15 protein-coding genes, 1 tRNA gene and 1 other annotated feature are annotated in these 17,120 nt (G+C 56.2%); of the genes, 1 reads left to right on the forward strand and 15 read right to left on the reverse strand.

Annotated elements, in window-relative coordinates:
- Positions 1-7 precede the first annotated feature (7 nt).
- A complete protein-coding gene (locus JI721_RS03200; protein ID WP_274456641.1) occupies positions 8-964 on the reverse strand; it encodes a tyrosine-type recombinase/integrase in 957 nt (318 codons plus the stop codon).
- Between the two features lie 194 nt (positions 965-1,158).
- Between JI721_RS03200 and JI721_RS03205 the strand changes: the two genes are divergently transcribed.
- Positions 1,159-1,896, forward strand: coding sequence for a helix-turn-helix domain-containing protein (locus tag JI721_RS03205; protein ID WP_274456642.1), 738 nt, complete (start codon positions 1,159-1,161; stop codon positions 1,894-1,896).
- Between the two features lie 26 nt (positions 1,897-1,922).
- Here JI721_RS03205 and JI721_RS17185 read toward each other — a convergent pair whose 3' ends face one another.
- The 14 genes from JI721_RS17185 to pfkA all read right to left on the reverse strand — a co-directional run bounded on the left by JI721_RS17185 (position 1,923) and on the right by pfkA (position 17,054).
- Positions 1,923-2,813 carry a GIY-YIG nuclease family protein gene (locus JI721_RS17185; protein ID WP_407654065.1) on the reverse strand — a complete coding sequence of 297 codons (891 nt, stop codon included), beginning with the start codon at positions 2,811-2,813 and terminating at the stop codon, positions 1,923-1,925.
- Positions 2,814-3,171: 358 nt separating this feature from the next.
- Positions 3,172-4,131, reverse strand: a complete 960-nt coding sequence (locus tag JI721_RS03210) for a tyrosine-type recombinase/integrase (protein WP_274456643.1) — start codon at positions 4,129-4,131, stop codon at positions 3,172-3,174.
- 160 nt (positions 4,132-4,291) lie between these two features.
- Positions 4,292-4,375 (reverse strand) — tRNA-Leu (locus JI721_RS03215).
- A gap of 270 nt (positions 4,376-4,645) precedes the next feature.
- Entirely contained in the window at positions 4,646-5,290 is a 645-nt protein-coding gene (locus tag JI721_RS03220; protein ID WP_274456645.1) for a lytic transglycosylase domain-containing protein, read from the reverse strand.
- Positions 5,242-5,862 (reverse strand): dephospho-CoA kinase, encoded by a 621-nt coding sequence (gene coaE, locus JI721_RS03225; protein ID WP_274456646.1) that lies wholly within the window; start codon positions 5,860-5,862, stop codon positions 5,242-5,244. The genes JI721_RS03220 and coaE overlap by 49 nt, the downstream gene beginning before the upstream one ends.
- Positions 5,859-6,758: a DNA-formamidopyrimidine glycosylase gene (gene mutM, locus JI721_RS03230; RefSeq protein ID WP_274456647.1), complete on the reverse strand. Its 900-nt coding sequence runs from the start codon at positions 6,756-6,758 to the stop codon at positions 5,859-5,861. Before mutM ends, coaE begins: the two co-directional genes overlap by 4 nt.
- A gap of 23 nt (positions 6,759-6,781) precedes the next feature.
- Entirely contained in the window at positions 6,782-9,475 is a 2,694-nt protein-coding gene (gene polA / locus JI721_RS03235; RefSeq protein ID WP_274456648.1) for a DNA polymerase I, read from the reverse strand.
- 132 nt (positions 9,476-9,607) lie between these two features.
- Entirely contained in the window at positions 9,608-10,552 is a 945-nt protein-coding gene (mdh, locus tag JI721_RS03240; RefSeq protein WP_274456649.1) for a malate dehydrogenase, read from the reverse strand.
- A gap of 110 nt (positions 10,553-10,662) precedes the next feature.
- The gene (icd, locus tag JI721_RS03245) at positions 10,663-11,958 is read right to left on the reverse strand and encodes an NADP-dependent isocitrate dehydrogenase (RefSeq protein WP_274456650.1); all 1,296 of its coding nucleotides are present in this window, start codon (positions 11,956-11,958) and stop codon (positions 10,663-10,665) included.
- A gap of 212 nt (positions 11,959-12,170) precedes the next feature.
- On the reverse strand, positions 12,171-13,151 hold the full coding sequence (gene trpS, locus JI721_RS03250; RefSeq protein WP_274456651.1) for a tryptophan--tRNA ligase: 981 nt from the start codon (positions 13,149-13,151) through the stop codon (positions 12,171-12,173).
- Positions 13,152-13,234: 83 nt separating this feature from the next.
- Positions 13,235-13,517: a binding site (T-box leader), on the reverse strand.
- A gap of 29 nt (positions 13,518-13,546) precedes the next feature.
- Positions 13,547-13,717: a hypothetical protein gene (locus JI721_RS03255; RefSeq protein ID WP_274456652.1), complete on the reverse strand. Its 171-nt coding sequence runs from the start codon at positions 13,715-13,717 to the stop codon at positions 13,547-13,549.
- Positions 13,718-13,874: 157 nt separating this feature from the next.
- Positions 13,875-14,174 carry a hypothetical protein gene (locus JI721_RS03260; protein ID WP_274456653.1) on the reverse strand — a complete coding sequence of 100 codons (300 nt, stop codon included), beginning with the start codon at positions 14,172-14,174 and terminating at the stop codon, positions 13,875-13,877.
- 146 nt (positions 14,175-14,320) lie between these two features.
- Positions 14,321-16,075: a pyruvate kinase gene (gene pyk / locus JI721_RS03265; RefSeq protein WP_274456654.1), complete on the reverse strand. Its 1,755-nt coding sequence runs from the start codon at positions 16,073-16,075 to the stop codon at positions 14,321-14,323.
- Positions 16,076-16,094: 19 nt separating this feature from the next.
- Positions 16,095-17,054 (reverse strand): 6-phosphofructokinase, encoded by a 960-nt coding sequence (gene pfkA / locus JI721_RS03270; protein ID WP_274456655.1) that lies wholly within the window; start codon positions 17,052-17,054, stop codon positions 16,095-16,097.
- Between the last annotated feature and the right edge of the window lie 66 nt (positions 17,055-17,120).

Consider the following 17,120-nt stretch of genomic DNA (forward strand, 5'->3'; position numbering starts at 1 on the left):
GTCAAACCTATACGATATGAATGTTTACGAGTGGTGAATGCTGATCATGGAGTGTGCGCAATTCGTAGGAGAAAAATTTAACATAATCGGCTGCCTGGTCCATTGTCGACTGGCGCAGCATGTCCTTTAGACTCACAGCATCGCCACCAGACATTATCCAATGTTTGGCGAATGTGTGACGAAGTGTGTGAGGACTAACCCGTATGCCATCAATCCCAGCTTTTATACCATATATCTCCATGCGCTCCTGAAAAGTACGTCGTTTGAGCGGACGATTGTCCACTGTTACAAATAGTGCATCACAGTCAACTTCGCCACGTTCGATTAAGTATCGTTGTAGAATCTTGCACATCGGTTGAGAGAGTGGGATGTTTTGTACTTTCCGATTTTTACCTTTAACGTTCCGTAGCATTCTTGCTTTCAGATCCACTTGGGAAACCGTGAGATCTACCATCTCTCTAAGGCGAATTCCGGTATCAATCATCAGTGTCATACCACAGTGATCCCTCAAACCAACAAAAGTTTTAAGGTCTGGTTGTTCGAGAAGACGAGTAAGCTGAGTTTCGTCAAACGAGTCAATCCCCTCTTTAACTCGAGTACACATCTTCAGTCCCAGCGCGGGATTGGTATTCGTATAACCATGGTTAATTGCTGTAGCATACAGCCTGCGCAAAGATTTAATGCGACCGTTTATAGTATTAGGTTTCAAGTTTCGAGCGCGCATATTGTCAAACACCATTGATTCCAACTCTTCTGTAGACAACGATAGGAGGCTTGTACCTTCGGGGAGGCATTTCAGCACTGCACGTATGTTTTCACTCTCATGCTTGACGTAATCATCCGCTTTTCGTTCTCTTCTCATGTCGGTCAGGCGTAGAACCAACAGTTCCTCGTTGCTGGGCATTGTGTTAACCATAGGTGGATTTGCCATTGCAAGGCGGACTACGTTTTTTCTTCTAGTCATTAATAACCACCCCTCATTATCCTCGACAGCGTCTACCATCAAGGCCGTATAATGACGATTCGTATATTTTATATTTTTACGAATCGTAAACCATTCAATTTTATATTATTTATACCAATTGACAAATGTCAATCCCGCTTATGTTTGATATTTTTTAACGAATCGTATATATTGGTCGCATGGAGGGAAATGAGATGACACTGGGGCAACGATTAAGAGAAGCACGAAAGAAAATGGGCTGGTCACAGACTTATGTGTCTCAAATCACGGGTATCTCTAATACAAATATATCCAACTATGAACGTGATTTCAGACGTCCTGACATGGAAACCTTAACGAAACTGGCATCCTTATATCATCAAAGCTTGGATTACCTTATCACCGGGAACAATGATGATCTCTTGCAATCAACCTTATTCGAGTCCAACAGTCAGGCAATTATGGGGAATTTTGAAGGTAGAGTCCACGATGCCAAATTTACCACGCCGCTAGTAATGGTTCCTATCTTACGGAATCCTTCACAAAGTGAGAGGACTTCTGAATTGGTCGATGAGTTCATCCCAGTATTAGCGTCAGAATTGGACATGGTTAAATATGAATATTTCTGGTTTAAGGTTCAGGACGATTCAATGAGCGGTGAAGGTATTACCAAAGGCGCCTTGGTGTTGGTTAGAAGCCATCTTAATGATTTGGACAAGCATATAGATGGAAGTCTTCGCATCGTCAAACTCGGGGATAAATACACTATACGACGCGTATACGAAACTACGATGGTCATTGCCTTAGAGGCAGCTAACCCCTCCTATCCATTAAAACTGATCCACAACCGGATTGAATTAGATGAATACGGCATGCCCGTCCCAATCGGTGCCGTTGGTAGGTACGGAGAAGGCGAAGTCGTCCGTGTAATGCACAATTGCCTACCGATGTGACGAGTTTGGTAAGTGGATTTCAAGTTTCATCCCAACTTGCGTGCCAACAACCCATAAGGACTCTGCATTACAACTTTGACCAACTTCGAATTTCCTGATCCATTGACGAACAATTCCATGAACTCGGAATTCCAAAATCTCTTGAGCTGAAACCATCCGTTCAGAAACAGATATCCGGAAATAACAGAGAAAAGGCTCCACTCTGTTGAGTAATATGAATCGAATTTAACGTGAAAATTGGAAGCTAAATCGAGGCACAGTTTCACATCTGATTCGGCCAAGGGTATGGCGACTTGTTCTGTATAGGGGTCCAGGAGTTCATCAAAATGCGATAGGTTGTTGTCACGACAACAAAGCAATGGATTTCGAGTCGCTATCAACTCTTTAATGAAAGTCACGTGAACATCAGTCAGGCGATTCATTCGCGAGATAGTTATCGAGCGACTGGGATCAATAAAGTATCTCTGTTCTGAAGGAGTTCTACAAAATAAGTCAAAAAATCCAATTTTACCTCCGGCAAGCACGAATTCGTTAGGAGATGGTGTCCGCGGTATATCTTTTCTCGACGACCTAGGCTCTCCCGTGGGTAACCTACTTGAGGATGGCAATCCTTTATGACTTTTCTCTACCGCCTTGCTAACATCGATTTTTTCAAACTTAATCGGTGGCAACTTTAATCTAGGACACTCGGAATATAAGTGTTTTTGAACATATGGGGGACGTAGTTTATTAATGTAATAGATTTCTCTGATGACTTGGTCAGCTTCAGTAGGGCACTCGGCGACATAAAAGTAATTAGTCTGGTGAAGCCACGGTGCAACACTCCGATGTTGTTGGATCCTCCTTTGTAAGTCAGTTGTTCTACCCACATACAGCGGCTCCCCGAGCCTTTTGAACGCAATGTATATTGTGTACACTACAGAACCTCCCGTAAAGGATGTTCTTAGTGTGGCAAGTCTGTAAAAATTTATTAGGGCAACCGATCCGTCACAACAGCTCTGGAAATTTTTCTGGCCGGCAGTTACTGTCCCGTGGAAACCGACAGCAGATGCTCGCCGTCGGCCACAATTTTTGGTCAAGCTACGAAAGCGAGAATCGACAGAAGAATCGGTGTTAAAAACTCAAAACCCTGACCAAACGGCGACGGGTATACCCAGAAGTGCATCCATAATCACCCCCACCATAAAAACTATGTTGCTGGCTACCATGATCTGTTCCACATGTGTATCGGCTGGGGCATTGCCCTAAAAGAAGGGTTCAATGCCCCGCCCAGTACTACATATGGTTTTCCAAGAAACTGAATTTACGATGTTGCATTTGTACGTCCGTTGAAAATAGCTCTACATACCGTCGTACCATGTCAAGCGTACTATGGCCCAAGATTTTCTGAAGCGAAAAAATGTCTCCCCCAGCCAAGATGTAATACTTTGCCATGGTATGCCGGAACGTATGGGGCGAGACACGCACATCGCGAATGTGTGCCATTTCCCCATAATCTTGGATCAACTCCTGGACGTATCGCTTGCTGATTCGAGTGCCGTCTACAGTGACGAAGAGCGCTTCAGATTCTGCTGGTCCCCGGACTTCCAGGTACCTCTGAAGGGCTCGCCGAAACTTCCCTTGAAATGGAACCAACCGCTGCTTGGCGCCTTTCCCGTGAATCCGGATCTGCCCTTCTTTTAGATGCACGTCGGTCAAGTCGATCTTGACGCATTCCGAAATACGGATTCCGGTTTCGAGCAGGAGTAGCATCAGCGTGTAATCCCGAAGCCCTGTAAAGGTGTGACGGTTCGGCTGGCGAAGAAGCGCATCGATTTGTTCTTCGGAGAACGTTTCGATAATCACCTCTTCACCTTTGATCATCGGTATATCTGCCCCAAAGTTCTTTGCAATATGCCCCTCTCCGTGTAAAAACTTGAGTAACGCCCGGACCGATCGTACCCGGCCGTTGATGGTGTTTGCCATGAGCCCCATCTCTTCAGACATATAAAACACGAAGTTCTCCTTGACCATCTTCGCGGTCAAGCTGCCTACGTCAGAAATCTCAATGCCCTGCTTTGCCAGCACCTTTTCGAACGCCGTCAGATTCTCCTTGTGCCAGCGCTGCGTTTCTTGGGACAGCAGCCGAATATCCCGCAGAAACAGCACTTTCGCTTCCGCAAGCGACAATGTACTCTCTGCCCTTTGCCCTCCTTCCACATGTGAATCCAAGGTGTTTTTCCTCCGTTTTGGCATACCGCGCACGTCTCCCTTTTCGAGACGTGTGCGCCTCCGATTTTGAGCCGCACACGTCTTTGGTAGTGTGGGCACACACGTCTTTGTGCAGATCGGAGCCAAAACGCGAACAAGGGTTCCCGGACGATTTTCCCGAAAACCCTTGTCATATCAGACTTTTTGGTGTCGAGGACGGGACTTGAACCCGTACGGTTATCCCACACGCCCCTCAAACGTGCGCGTCTGCCAATTCCGCCACCTCGACATGTTCACTGGATGACCTGCTCGTATTGCGCGATGCTCTTGAGGGTGTCGACAATTCGGCTGGCCCGCGTACAAGGTGGTACCGAAGCGCCGTAAAAGCCGACGAAGATGATTATACGGGCCTGCAGGGCACATGTCAACCAAAACTGGCTGAGATTTATTGGACTGCGCCTCGGTTTGCCGGGATGTACCTCGATGCGCCCGGTGCGTTCGGCCGTCTCCCCCCTGATTTGTGGGGGGAGGGAGATCCGATCTCGTCTGCCGTCTTGTGTCAGGACTGCGCCTGCCAGGCTTTGTCCCCGCCGTAGATGCGCTGGTAGAGGTTGTAGTTGTAAAACACGCGGTCCACGAAGTGCCGGGTTTCGCCGACGGGAATGTCGGTGATGGTGGAGAGTTCCCCGTTCCACTGGCCGCTGCCGAGCCATTGCTTGACGCGCTTGGGCCCCGCGTTGTAAGCCGCGATGGCGGCGACTTCGTTTCCGTTAAATTGCTTGATGAGATAATGAATGTACCAGGCGCCCACGTGAATGTTGATAGCTGGCACGGACAGGTCCGCGGTACTCCCGCCAATCAGCGACGGGTTGTAGGGCAGCCCTTCGCTGCGCATCTGCTGCGCGATCCACTGTGCGGTCTGCGGCATCAGCTGCATCAGCCCGATGGCGCCTGCATGCGATACATCTTCCGTTTGAAACTTGCTTTCCACGCGGATCACGCTCGCGACAAGGAGCGGATCGACATGGCTCACCCTGGCGGCCTGCTGGATATCGGTCTGGTAGCCAATGGGGTACATCCAGCGCCAAAACTGGTTGGACGTAATGACGACGATGACCAGCACCAGCAGGATGGCGCTCAGGATGGTTCGTCGATTTACGATGGTGTGCCGCCATGTTTGGCCTGTGCTTGGAGTGTTTGCCACAGTGTGCGCACCTGCTCTCTGGTCTGCTCTAGGGTTCCGGTGTTTTCTACGATGTAATCCGCCAGGGCGCGTTTCTGGTCAATCGGCATTTGCGCCTTGATTCGCGCTGCTGCGGCTTCCCTCGACAACCCGTCGCGCGCCATGAGGCGCTCAAGCTGCGTTCCTTCATCGACGTACACGAGAACGGTGACGTCGACCAGCTTCCGGGTCTCGCCTTCGAACAACAACGGGACGTCCCAAACGATGGGCTCGTCCGGGTGCTGGGAGAAAAAGCGCGCTGTTTCCTCCCGCATGCCGTCCCGCACACGTGGGTGGGTGATGGCGTTCAACTTCATCCGAGCGGCTTCATCGCCAAACACCCTGGCCCCGAGCGCCGTGCGGTTCAGGGTGCCTTCGGACGTGAGGATGGTCGGACCAAATGCCGCAACGATTTCCTCGAGGGCCGGCTGGCCCGGTTCGACCACCTTTCGCGCCCACACATCTGCGTCCACCACATAGGCGCCCAGTTCGCGCAGGATGCGCGTGACGGTGCTTTTTCCACTCGCAATGCCACCCGTCAACCCGACGATCACGACGCTCCACCTCCTGTGTGCCGCACGGGCGCGCCCGGCTTGACCGCTCTCTGCTGCCGCGGCCGTGTCTGACAGCGGGGGCATACGTGCGTTCCACGGCCCGCCACCCGCAGCTTCTCAATTGCTGTGCCGCACACGCGGCACGGTTCCCCTGCCCGCCCGTAGACGGCCAGCTCCATTTGAAACCCACCATGGCGGCCGTAGCCGTTGACGTAGGTCTTAATCGATGACCCGCCCGCATCGATGGCGCGGCGGAGAACGTCCTGAATCTGCGCGTGCAGCACCGACGCCTGTTTCCGCGTGATTTGGCTGGCAGGGCGTTCCGGGTGAATCCCAGCCGCAAACAAGGCCTCGTCAACGTAGATGTTACCGAGCCCTGCCACCGTGGTCTGGTCGAGCAGCACGGCCTTGATGGGCGCGCTCCGGCGGTGAATCCGCTGGTACAGGTCGGCTGGTGTAAAATCGGCGTCCAGCGGCTCAGGGCCGAGGGCCGCCAGCCCCTGCGGCCAAGCCTCCGGCCACGGCGCCTCCCTTGGGATGAGGTCCATCGTGCCGAACTGGCGCACGTCCCGATACCGCAGCGCGGTGCCGTCCGTGAAGTGAAAGACCACGTGCGTATGCGGCTGCTCGGGTTCCGTTTCGTCTGCCAGGCGGTACTGCCCTTCCATGCGCAGGTGCGAGACCAGCGTATAGGGTGGCACCTGAATCAGCAAGTACTTCCCGCGGCGTTCAATCGACGTGATGGTGCATCCCGCGAGCTCGGCGGCAAACCGCTGGGTGTCCTCCGGCGTTCGGATGATGCGGGGAAGACGGACCTCCACGGATGCGATGATCTTGCCCACCACCATCTGGGCCAGACTGCGCCGCACATTTTCAACTTCTGGCAACTCCGGCATGTCGGTACACCTGCGCTTATGACTTACTTGGCTTCATACCAAGTTTTCCCGTGATGAATATCCACCTGCAGCGGCACATTGAGGGTCAGTGCATTCTCCATGTTGTCCCGGACCAATTCGACCAGTTCGTCCACCTCGGCTTCCGGGCACTCAAAAATCAATTCGTCATGCACCTGCAGCAGCATCCGGCCTTTCAGTTCCGAGGCGCGCAGAGCCTGATCAATCCGGACCATCGCCAGTTTGATGATGTCGGCAGCCGTGCCTTGAATCGGCGTGTTCATCGCGGTGCGTTCCGCGAAACTGCGCAGGTTAAAGTTCTTGCTGTGCAAATCCGGCAGGTAGCGGCGGCGGTTCAGGAGGGTCGTGACGTAGCCCTGCTTGCGCGCCGTTTCCACGATTTCCGTCATGTACGACCGTACACCCGGGAATTTCTCGAAGTAATTTTGAATGAACGCGGCCGCTTGGGCGCGCGGAATGTTCAGGTTTTGCGAGAGACCGTAGTCGCTGATGCCGTACACAATCCCGAAATTCACCGCCTTGGCTTGGCGGCGCATGAGGGACGTGACTTCGCCGGGATCGACCTCAAACACGTCCGCCGCGGTCCTCGTGTGCACATCCATGCCTTGCCGGAACGCGTCAATGAGCGCTTCATCCCCCGACAGATGGGCCAGAATCCGCAGTTCAATCTGCGAATAGTCCGCGGACACAATCACCCAATCATCGTAGGTCGCTTCAAACGCCTTCCGCAGCTTTCTCCCTTCCTCCATCCGAATCGGGATGTTCTGCAGGTTGGGTTCGCTGCTGGAGAGCCGTCCAGTGGCGGTCAGCGCCTGGTGGAACCGTGTATGCACCCGGCCTGTCTCTTTGCGGATCACTTTGAGCAGGCCTTCGACGTACGTCGACTGCAGTTTGCCAAGTTGGCGGAATTCAAGAATCTTCTCCACGATTTCGTGGTAAGGGGCCAGACGTTCGAGGACGTCGGCGCTGGTCGAATACCCGGTCTTCGTCTTTTTCGACGCCGGAAGTCCCAGCTTGTCAAACAGAATCTCGCCAAGCTGTTTCGGAGAATTGATATTAAACTCTGTGCCTGCCAGTCGATAGATGTCATCCCGCAAGGCAGTGAGCTGGGCCTGCAATTCCGCGCCAATGTCCTTCAGACACTCGGCGTTCACGTAGAATCCGAGCGCTTCCATCCTGGCCAGGACAAACGCAAGCGGCAGCTCGACCTTTTCGTACAGGTCGTCCAGTTCCTGCGCAGACAAGGCACTGACGGTTGCATGGTGCAATTCCGGTAACGCGGCCGCCAGCCGCGCCAGCGCTTGCGGGCGCTCCGGCTTCCCCGGTGCAGGAACCGGCAGCTCCGCGTGCAGTTCCCGCTCCACGATGTCACCGAGCCGGGTTTCGCCATCCGACGGATTGAGCAGGTAGGACGCGAGCATGATATCGAACCAGCCGTCTTCCAAGTGCAGCGTCTGTCCATGTGCGTCGAGCAGCACGGCGAGCGCCTTCAAGTCAAACACAATCTTCTCGGCATCGCCTGTCCATAATTCGGTTAAGTCGCCGATTTCCAGGTCCGTCAGGTCGATGTAGAACGCCTTGCGGTGCGACCCGACTGCAACACCCAGCACGTTGGCCGTCTGGTAGTCGTCCACATCCATATCCGGCACGATCCCGATTGGATCGCCCAATTCTCCCCACAGGTTCTCCAGTTCCGCTTTGGAACGGATGACAAGGACCGGGAGACTTTGCAGCGGATGGCCAGGATTCGCGGGTGCAGCGTCCGCCGCAGAACCCCCCTCGGCTCCACGGTCCGCTCCGTCAGTTGTCGCCGCAGCGCCGTTTTTGTCGATTTCCCGGGTAATCTTGTCGACCAGTGACTTGAACTCAAGCTGTTGAAACATCCGCCGGACGACGTGCGGATCATACCCGGCGTACTTGAGGTCGTCCAACGTACACGTCACCGGCACATCGCGGTGAATGGTCGCCAAGCGCTTGGACAGAAGCGCCAACTCCCGGTTGTCGCGCAGGCGCTCCTGCAGCTTTGCCCCGGGGGCCTCGTCGATGTGTTCTAACACTTCCTCCACAGACGGGTACATCGACAACAGCTTGATGGCCGTCTTTTCTCCGACCCCGGGCACGCCCGGAATGTTGTCGGAAGAGTCGCCCATGAGTCCCTTGAGGTCAATGATTTGCTGCGGCGTCAGCTGGAATCGTTCGTACACAGCGGCTGGGTCGTAGCGGTCCACATCGGTGATGCCTTTGCGCGTCAACATCGCATTGACGTTGTCGGACACCAGCTGCAGGATGTCCTTGTCCCCAGACACAATGAGGGTCGGAATGTCGGCCGCGTCCGCAAAGCGGGAAACGGTGCCAATGATATCGTCGGCCTCGTAGCCGGGGACCTCCATCCAGCGAATGCCGAACGCATCCAGCAATTCCCGCACCAGAGGAAACTGCTCCCGCAGCTCGCTCGGCGTCTCCTGACGCGTCCCCTTGTAGGCTTCGTAATGTTCGTGACGAAAGGTCTGCTTCCCTGCGTCGAACGCGACTGCAATGTGCGTCGGGCGCTCGTCATGCAGGATTTTCAGCAGCATTTGGGTAAACCCGAAAACGGCGTTCGTGAACTGTCCGCGCGCGTTCGAAAGCGCGGGCAATGCGAAGAACGCCCGATAGACAATGCTGTTGCCATCGATTAAAACCAATTTGGCACGTGTCATGCCACACCCCGTTTCGCGCGCCGCGGCGCGCTTGCGAAAGAATCACGGAACCGCCGTACAACGGTCGAAGCGAGGGCCGAAAGGGAACCCAAGTCTCCCTCCCGGCCCTGGCGTACGGCCTCCGTCAGTCAATCAGCGCGCTGCCGTCACGACCTGAATCACATTTCTCACAGACTGCGCGGACTTGTCAAGTGCCTCTTTTTCTTCTGGCAGGAGGTCAATCTCGATGATTTTCTCAATGCCGTGCCCGCCCAAAATGGTCGGCACCCCAAGGAACAAATCGTTGTACCCGTACTCGCCCTGCAGGTACGCAATGGCTGGCAGCACGCGCCGTTTGTCCTTGAGGATGGCTTCCGCCATTTGGGTCAACGACGCCGCCGGCGCATAGTAGGCACTGCCGTTGCCGAGCAGATTCACAATTTCGCCGCCGCCCGTGCGAGTCCGCTGCACAATCTCATCAATGCGGCTCTTCGGCAGGAGTTTTTCCAATGGGATGCCGCCGACATACGAGTAACGAACGAGCGGAACCATGTCATCGCCGTGCACGCCAAGCACGAACCCGGACACATCCTCCACGGAGACACTCAGTTCTTCCGCCACGAAGGTGTTGAAACGGGCGGTGTCCAGCACCCCTGCCTGACCAATGACGCGTTCTTTCGGGAATCCGGAGGTCTTGTAGGCGACGTAGGTCATCGCGTCCACCGGGTTGCTCAGCACGATGATGATGGTGTTCGGGGAAAACTTGACGACCTGTTCGGTCACGGAGCGGACGATGCCCGCATTCGTGTTGACCAAATCGTCCCGGCTCATGCCTGGCTTGCGTGCCACGCCAGCGGTGATAATGACCAGATCGGAATTGGCCGTGTCCTCGTAGCTCGCCGTCCCGATGACATGCACGTCTGATCCAACGACCGGCATGGCCTCGGCCATATCAAGCGCCTTGCCTTTGGTTGGGTTCTCAAGCTGCGGGATGTCGACGAGAACAATGTCCCCGAGTTCACGCTGCGCCAGCATGAATGCCGTGGTAGCTCCCGTGAATCCAGCCCCAATGACAGAAATCTTTCTGCGCTTCAGCATGCTTTGTCCTCCCCTTGATAGGAATGATGGGCATCGCCCGGACCACCATTCCTTGCCCGGACGACACCCAGAGTCAACTTCCTTTGTACCGGCGAGCGGCCATCAAGCACTTACAGGTTGGCGATAATCGCGTCCGCGAACTGTGAGGTCTTGACTTCCTTCGCACCCTCCATCAGACGGGCGAAGTCGTACGTCACCGTTTTCTGCGAAATGGTCTTTTCCAGCGCACTCGTGATAGAGTCTGCCGCTTCTTGCCATCCCATATACTCCAGCATCATCACGCCAGACAAAATCACGGACCCTGGATTCACCTTGTCAAGCCCCGCATACTTCGGCGCTGTGCCGTGCGTGGCTTCAAACACCGCGTGGCCCGTCACATAGTTGATGTTGGCGCCAGGCGCGATGCCGATTCCGCCGACTTGCGCTGCCAAGGCGTCGGAAATGTAGTCACCGTTCAGGTTCATCGTCGCGATCACGTCGTATTCCGCAGGCCGCGTGAGAATCTGCTGCAGGAAGGCGTCCGCGATGACGTCCTTGACGATGATTTTGCCCTCTGCAACAGCCGCCTTCTGAGCTGCGTCCGCTGCATCCTGGCCCTTTTCTTCTTTGATACGATCATATTCGGTCCAGGTAAATACCTTGTCTCGATATTCTCGTTCTGCGAGTTCGTACCCCCAGTTCTTGAAGGCACCCTCCGTAAACTTCATGATGTTGCCTTTGTGCACCAGCGTGACACTCTTGCGCTTGTGCTTCAGTGCGTATTCAATCGCGGCGCGAACGAGACGGTCCGTTCCCTCTTTGGAGACCGGTTTGATGCCGATGCCCGACGTCTCCGGGAAGCGGATTTTCTTCACGCCCATTTCATTCTTCAGGAATTCGACCACTTTCTTCACTTCCGGAGTCCCTTCGGCCCATTCCACCCCTGCGTAGATATCCTCGGAGTTTTCGCGGAAGATGACCATATCGACGAGTTCAGGGTGTTTCACCGGGGAAGGAACGCCATCGAAGTAGCGCACTGGACGCTGACACACGTACAGGTCGAGTTCCTGGCGCAGTGCAACGTTCAGGCTGCGAATCCCGCCGCCAACCGGCGTGGTCAAAGGCCCTTTGATGCTGACGATGTATTCAGTAAGAGCGGTCAGGGTGTCCTCAGGAAGCCAGCTTTGGTACTTGTGATACGCCTTCTCACCTGCGTAGACTTCATACCAATGAATGCGGCGCTTGCCGCCGTATACCTTTTCCACGGCTGCGTCAAAAACGCGCACGGATGCCGCCCAAATGTCCGGGCCTGTGCCATCGCCTTCAATGAACGGGACGATTGGTTGGTCGGGAACATGCAACTTTCCGTTTTGCAGTGTAATTGGCTCACCGCTCTTCGGAGGATCATAATGCTGGAATTGCGCCATAAAAACTGCCTCCCTCTATGTACGTATGCATGCCGCACCCATCACCCTTGCAGAAGCTGTCCGAAGGGGGGCAAATGCATCTGCCTGTGACCTTTACGGACACGCCCTCGTGTGCACGGTCCGGCATCAAGCGACGCTCAAACGCCTTGCTTAAACGCCATCCAAAATCATACCACAATCCATTGGAGCAAACAAAACAGGCCGCGCCTGGGTCACACCAGGAAGCCCAGCTTCTCTTTGACCGCCGCGAGGGTCGGTGCCGCGGAGGCAGCGGCGCGCTCTGCCCCCTGCCGGAGGATGGTTTGCAGTTCCCCGGACGACAACAGCGCTCGATACCGCTCTTGGATGGGTTCCAAGGCGGCCACGACCACTTCGGCCAAGTCCTTCTTGAACGGACCATAGCCCTGACCTTGGTACTGGGCCGCAATTTCGTCCACCGTCTTGTCGGCACACAGCGCATAAATCGTCAGCAGATTGCTGATGGCGGGCTTGCGCTCCTCGTCAAACCGCACCTCGCGCTCCGAATCCGTGACAGCACGGGAAATCTTCTTGCGGATCACGTCCGGCTCGTCGAGCATCGAGATGTATGCCCCGGCGCTCTCGTCGCTTTTGCTCATCTTCCTGGACGGATCCTCCAAACTCATGATGCGGCCGCCAATCTTCGGGATGTACGGGTCCGGAATGGTGAATGTCTCGCCAAACCGCTTATTGAACCGTTCCGCGACATCACGGGTGAGTTCGAGGTGCTGCTTTTGGTCTTCCCCGACGGGCACGAGGTCCGCCTGGTAGAGCAGAATGTCGGCCGCCATCAACGCCGGGTAGGTGAACAGCCCGGCCGTGACGACCTCCTTGTGCGCGGACTTGTCCTTGAACTGGGTCATCCGGCCCAGTTCGCCATAGTACGCGATGCACTGCAAAATCCAGCCGAGTTCTGCGTGTGCCGGCACGTGAGACTGGACAAACAGGGTCGCCTTGGCCGGGTCAATCCCTGCCGCAAGGTACAGCGCCGCCAGGTTCAACGTGTTCTGGTGCAGGGTTGCGGGGTCTTGCGGCACCGTGATGGCGTGCAGGTCCACCACGCAAAAGTAACACTCGGCCTCATCCTGCAACTTGACGAAGTTCTTCATCGCCCCGAGGTAGTTGCCAATGGTCATGGTGCCGCTCGGCTGAATTCCGGAAAACACTCGTTTCATCTGCGTCTGCTCCTTTTTGCTTTCGGCCCGGATGGGGCCATGTGCTTTCTGTTCTCTTGGCGGCAACGCAAAAAATCCGCCCCATATGGGACGGATTGATTCCGCGGTACCACCCATGTTCGGCGCTTCGACGACGGCGCCGCTCTCGGTCTGCCGGTAACGCAGGCATGCGGACCCAGCCTACACAAATGAACGCATCACGCAGTTGACGCAATCCAAGTCGTCACATCACACACCGCGTATCGTCCATTCTTCAGCCGATCAACTCCAGGACCCATTCCATATCGTGTACCTGTCAGGATTCCACCCGTCCCTGACTCTCTGCAAGGCCATTCGACATGTACTTGTTCCCTTCACGGTCGTTGTCACAAGATGCGTCTGTCGAATGACGCGTCCTATTCACGCGTCGCTGCTGCGCGCAGGTCACCAATCAGCCCCATGCCGACGGCGATGACCATCAGAACGATGCCGATAAACTGAACCCACGCGGTTTGCTGCAGAACAAGAAGAAACCCAACGATTGCCACAATCGCCGCACCGATGAATTGACCCAGGAAGCTGTTCATCCCGCTTCACCTTCCACTTCGGGCGTTCTCCCCTGCTGCGCTGCAGAAGGGCTCCATCGTACAATCTTGTATTTATGGTAAACGCTCCAGGGTCAATCTGCAAGTCGAACAGGGGCCAATCGTCATGACCAGCCCCTGTTTCGATGCGTGATGACAGCTACTTCCGAACGATATTGCCGAGTTCCAGCAGTTGACGAACGCTAATGACGACCGCGATGACGTAATACCAAATGAGAATGAGGACGTGTGTTGGGTCGATGGTCGTCAGCCACGATACGATGAGCATGGGCAGGACGTCAACCAGGAGCGGGCGCGTGACGGCCGTCGCCAAGTCAGCCACCGCCGTTGAACTCCGAAGTCCGAGGAGCAGCCGTACGACGATGGTCAGACCAATGAGAATGAGGACGACCCACAAAGCAATCAACATCGCCGTGTGCGAAGCGATGATACTCAGCATGCGCTTCACCTCCAGGGCGCCGCAAATTGGGCCGCCCTGCGGAGGAGAGAAGCAGCCGCAGGGACAAAACCCGATGGCTGTTCTACCCTATGACTGCAGATACAGCTTGTGCAGCGGCGCCGGCCTGGAGGACAAATTTTCCAGCCTTACAGCACCTGTGCCCGGCCGCGGTAGACCAGACCGCGCTGCGGGTCCACCGTAATGATGCTGCCGTCCGCGATGACCTTGCATGCGTCAGCGACCCCGACAATCACAGGCTTCCCGAGCGTCAGCCCGACCACCGCCGTGTGCGAGGTGAGCCCGCCTTCTTCCACGACGATGCCAGCCGCGCGCTCCATGGCAGGGACCACGTCCTTGTCGGTGCCAACCGTCACCAGGATGTCGCCCGCCTGCACGCGCGCCAGGATGTCGTCAGTCGCGATGGCGACAACAGCTCGTCCACTGACAGCCGCCTGCCCAATCCCCGTGCCGCGGGCCAGCACATCACCAATCGTGTGGACTTTGATGAGATTGGTCGTGCCCCGCTGACCGACCGGGACCCCCGCGACAATAAACACCAGGTCGCCGTGCTTGACATAGCCCGCATCCAGTGCGCCGGACACGGTCGTCTCGAGCACTTCGTCGGTCGTTCGCGCCTGGGGCACGATGACCGGATACACGCCCCAAGACACGGTCAGGCGTCGAGCCACCTCCGGAAGCGGTGTGGCCGCCACAACGAACGTGGAGGGGCGGTGTTTGGCAATCATGCGGGCCGTATGCCCGGACGTGGTCGCGGTCAAAATCGCGCTGACGCCGAGATCGGCCGCCATCGTCTGGACGGCATGCCCAATCACGTCCGTCACCGTCTTTTCGACGACGGTACCGTGACGCCCCGGCACTTCCGCTGTGAGCAGCGCACGCTCTGCACGCTCCGCAATTTGCGCCATCATTTTGACCGACTCTACTGGGTAACGCCCGGCAGCCGTCTCGCCGCTGAGCATGATGGCATCCGTGCCGTCAAAAATGGCGTTCGCGACGTCGCTGGCTTCCGCACGTGTAGGGCGCGGGTTGCGCTGCATCGAGTCCAGCATCTGGGTCGCCGTGATGACCGGCTTCCCCGCCTGGTTGCATAGGGAAATCATCCGCTTCTGCGCGAGCGGAACTTCTTCGGTCGCGATCTCGACGCCTAAATCACCGCGCGCCACCATCATGCCATCGGCCACTTCCAGGATTTCTTCCAGCCGGTTGAGCCCCTCCTGGGTCTCAATCTTCGCGATGATGTCCGCGTGATAGCCGCCTTCCTCGAGAATCCGCCGCACTTCCAGCACATCGGCGGCCTTGCGGACAAACGACGCCGCGATGAAGTCAACGCCCTGTTCAATGCCGAAGCGAATGTCCGCCTCGTCTTTCTCGGTGACACCGGGGATGCGAAGGGTCACGCCCGGCACGTTGATGCCCTTGCGGTCTTTCAGCACACCGCCGTTGGTCACCCGGCAGTGGATGTCCTGCCCCCGGACTTCCTCTACTTCCAGGCCAATCAGACCGTCATCGATGCGAATGGGCGCGCCTGGATAGACGTCCTCCACCAATCCTTCGTAGGAAATGGAGACACGTTCGGCCGTACCGTATTCCAACGGCTCGGTGGTGAGAATGATGTGCGCGCCGTCCTCGAGGATGGCCTCACCGCCCTCAATCTTACCCGTGCGAATCTTCGGCCCTTTGATATCCAGCATGATGCCGACGTGCTTGCCGACGGCTGCCGCAGCCTCGCGTATGGCTCGAATTCGGGCTGCATGTTCGTCATAGGTTCCGTGCGAAAAATTGAGCCGTGCAACATCCAGCCCGGCCTCAATGAGCTGACGCAGGACCTCGGGGGTTTCGCTCGCAGGTCCAATCGTACACACAATCTTGGTACGTCTCATCCTTCCACTCCTTCTGTCACTAAATCGACAGCTTGTCGGCCAAGTCAAACAGATATCCATCCGGTTTCCTCGGCGTATGAAACACCGTTTCAAAGTCGACAGCGCACAGGCGTCCGTCCTGTCTCCCTGCCATTTTGCCGCCCTCACCGGCTAAAAGCAACTCGACAGCGAACGCGCCCAGCTGGCTGGCCAACACCCGGTCGCGCGCCGTCGGCGGACCGCCGCGCTGAATATGACCCAAGACCGTGACGCGCACGTCGAGCCCTGTGTGCTCCTGCAGGTACTTGCCGATCTCCATTCCGCGGCCGGCTCCCTCTGCCACCACAATGATGGAATGCTTCTTCCCGCGCGCCACGCCGCGTTCCAGCTTGTGGATGACGGTTTCGAGATTGAAGGGTACTTCGGGGATGAGGATGGATTCAGCGCCACCCGCCAGCCCGACGTGCAGTGCAATGTCGCCCGCGTGTCGCCCCATCACTTCCACCACAAAGGTTCGGTCATGGGAGGTCGCTGTGTCCCGAATTTTATCAATCGCTTCAATCGCCGTCTGGACGGCCGTATCAAACCCAATCGTCAAGTCACAGCAGGCGATATCGTTGTCAATCGTCGCTGGCACGCCAATCGTCGGCATTCCGAGCTTGGCCAGTCGCTCAGCGCCCCGGAACGACCCATCGCCGCCAATCACTACCAGGCCCTCGATGCCGTTCTCGCGCAGCACCTCCAGCCCTCGCTGCTGTCCTTGTTCAGACTTGAATTCCTCGCATCGGGCCGTATACAAAATGGTGCCGCCGCGTTGAATGATGTCGGCAACCGACCCGAGGCTCATGGGCGTGAGTGTCCCGTTGAGCAGTCCCTGGTAGCCTCTTGGAATGCCGAAGACTTCCAACCCGTGGTAAATCCCTGTCCGCACCACGGCCCGTACCGCCGCATTCATCCCCGGTGCGTCACCGCCGCTCGTCAACACTGCAATTTTGCGCATGTCCGCACTTCCTTCCAGACGCCGGTTTCCCACGCCCTACATCCTGCGCATCCATGACTGCGTCCA

Origin of the sequence: Alicyclobacillus cycloheptanicus, from assembly GCF_028751525.1 — a bacterium.
GTDB lineage: Bacteria > Bacillota > Bacilli > Alicyclobacillales > Alicyclobacillaceae > Alicyclobacillus_L > Alicyclobacillus_L cycloheptanicus.